3 protein-coding genes are annotated in these 2,559 nt (G+C 49.4%); 2 read left to right on the top strand and 1 reads right to left on the bottom strand.

The genetic code is table 11. The features are described 5' to 3' along the window. Nucleotides 1–196: 196 nt before the first annotated feature. Nucleotides 197–1,117: a cupin domain-containing protein gene (locus AC0IM9_RS20355; protein WP_482805231.1), complete on the bottom strand. Its 921-nt coding sequence runs from the start codon at nt 1,115–1,117 to the stop codon at nt 197–199. A 115-nt stretch (nt 1,118–1,232) separates the two neighbouring features. Here AC0IM9_RS20355 and AC0IM9_RS20350 point away from each other — a divergent pair, with 115 nt between their 5' ends. Continuing rightward, nucleotides 1,233–2,003 (top strand): SDR family NAD(P)-dependent oxidoreductase, encoded by a 771-nt coding sequence (locus AC0IM9_RS20350; RefSeq protein ID WP_140912934.1) that lies wholly within the window; start codon nt 1,233–1,235, stop codon nt 2,001–2,003. 129 nt (nt 2,004–2,132) lie between these two features. Further along, nucleotides 2,133–2,559: GFA family protein (locus tag AC0IM9_RS20345; protein ID WP_482805230.1), on the top strand; the 427-nt coding region annotated here is incomplete at its 3' end.

The raw sequence follows: 2,559 nt of genomic DNA, 5'->3' as shown, positions 1-2,559 counted from the left end.
CGACCCTTTGCGGTCTGTCACCTAATGTGATTCTATGACAGAGATTGATTCGTTACCAGTCATATACCTTGGTCTTCGATAATATGGTGGATTGGGCGCAATGAAACGGTAAACCTAATTGCTATGTTGCTATGGATTGATAAGAGCTGATTTAGCTAGCACTTTGCAGAGGCAAGCTAGTGCTTAATTGCGTAAATCAACGATCACTATTTTTCGCTCGCCAGGCAGCAGGTGGAGTACCGATTTCCCGTTTGAAAGCCTTATTGAAAGCTACTTCGGATTCGTAGCCGACTTTGACGGCGATTTGAGCAATCCCCAAAGCAGACGATTGTTGCAGCAGCTCTTTTGCTAGATTCATCCGGATGAGTTTGAGATAAGCCATGGGGGCAATGCTCAGTTTTTGCTTAAACTGCTGAGTAAATACCGAGCGGGACATGCCGCTTTGTGCTGCCAACGCGGCTATCGTCCAGGGCTTGCCAATCTGCTGATGCATGCACCGCAACGCCTTGCCCAATCGCTCATCACTTAACAAACCTGCCCATCCGGTTTGACGGTCGCTAGACCCCGACAAATAGGCGCGCAATGTTTGCACGAAAAAAATGTCGGCCAGCGAATTCAGCATGGCCTTAGTGCCAAGAGTTTGCGAGCGGATTTCCTGTTCCATCAATGACAATGTGGCCTGTAGGGCAATCAACTCCGAGTCGGTGACCTGAAAACAAATCAACGGAGGCAGTAAATCGAGTGCTAAAGGATAACGCTCAAGCGCAAAAACGAATTGTCCACCCAGCACGATGGTTTGGTCGCCATCCTGACCACAGCGCAACACTCTACCTTGCAAATTCACCAGCAAATCCTCGAATTTGTCGGTCGTGCCGTCTGCCGATGAACGAACCCGGAACGCATTGCCACGCGGCAATAAATAACAGAACCCCCGTTCAAGTTTTACCGGCAAGGAACCATCCTTAAGGTCTATGTAGCAGCAACCCTGGATCACAATGCCAAACTTGGTATGCGGGTAGGCTTTTAAATCAATCCCCCAGGGCGAATGCCCCTCTACTCGGGTATAAACGGCTTTTTCTATCTGTAGCTTAGGCAGCAGGACTTCCAGCGCATCCATCAATACGGCCAATCGGACAAAACTTCAGGATTTTCAGGCATGGTTTGACAAACTCCCCCGTCTTAAACTTCGCACACCCTACAGCGAGGGGATTTAGTGAGGTTAGGAATTTAGCATGAAACTTGAATTGAAAAATAAAAGAGTACTGGTAACGGGGGGAACGCGTGGTATAGGACTGGCGATTGTGCAGGCAATGGTTGCCGAAGGGGCAACAGTTTGTCTGTGCGCCCGCAATCCGCAACGCCTTAAGCAGGTAGCTACGGATTTTCAGCAGCAAGGCTATCCGGTAGACGCAAGCTGCTTGGATGTATCGGATTCCAAAGCACTCAAACAATGGATCGCCGACTCAGCCGAAACCATGGGCGGCATTGATATCATCATTGCCAATCCCAGCGCGTTTGCCATCGGCTTCAGCGAACAGGACTGGCAAATGGGCTATTCAACAGATCTCATGAGCACAGTTCACTTAATACAGGAAGCTCAACCCTATTTACAGCAATCGGCACTCCAATCAGGCGATGCGGCAATAGTGATCCTTTCTTCCGTGGCAACCGTTGAAGCCGACCAAGAAAGCGCTTATGGCGCTTATAAAGCGGCTTTGATTCATGTAGCCAAAGGTGCGGCTCGAAGACTGGCCAATCAGAAAATTCGCGTCAATGTGATCTCCCCTGGAACGATTTACGTCGAAGACGGTTTTTGGGGCAATGCCAGACAGCAGATGCCGGAATTGTTCCAAAGCTATTTGAACAAGAATCCATTCGGAAGAATGGGAACACCTGGGGAAGTGGCCAATGTTGCCATTTTTCTGTGTTCTGCCGCTGCTTCCTTTGTAACCGGCGCCAATATTCATGTGGATGGCGCCTTGTCGAGCCGGGTTAACTATTGATTGTTCGTGTTTGACCGTTTCGCAACGCCGTCACACGGCGTTGCGTAAATCGAGCAATGCTACCCCATCAGTCAAGCTCGACTCGCTAAATCGCGCACATTATAAAAAACGTTAATCATCGGAAGTTTTATGCTGGGTCATTGCCTTTGCGGACAAGTCGAATTTGAAATTGTTGGCGAGAGTTTCAAGCTCTACCAATGCCACTGCTCTCTTTGCCGGAGGCAAGGCGGCTCGCTATCCAATGCTGCCACAATTGTTCCGAACGAAAAATTTCGGTGGTTGGCCGGTGCTGAGTTCATATCCTCGTGGATGAAAGAATCAGGGTTCCGCTCTGATTTTTGTTCCATCTGCGGCTCTCCCGTTCCGAATCCGCTAAGAAACCTACCTTACATCTGGGTGCCTACCGGTTTGCTTGAAGACAACGGCGACCTGCAAATCGTTGCCCAACTATGTGTTGCGTACAAAGCCTCATGGGATCCCACCATTCTTCAGGGAGTATGCTATGACGAGTTACCAAACCTCTCTGAGTTCATCTCACTTCTACAGGCAGCCAAGG

The organism is Methylomonas sp. Uni0011 (assembly GCF_056850255.1).
The sequence above is the reverse complement of the archived record's forward strand: the minus strand, read 5'-3'. Positions and strand labels throughout refer to the sequence as shown.

Coding starts and splice junctions, on each gene's coding strand:
- AC0IM9_RS20355 (WP_482805231.1), bottom strand. CDS start 1,117: ATGGATGCGCTGGAAGTCCTGCTGCCTAAGCTACAGATAGAAAAAGCC.
- AC0IM9_RS20350 (WP_140912934.1), top strand. CDS start 1,233: ATGAAACTTGAATTGAAAAATAAAAGAGTACTGGTAACGGGGGGAACG.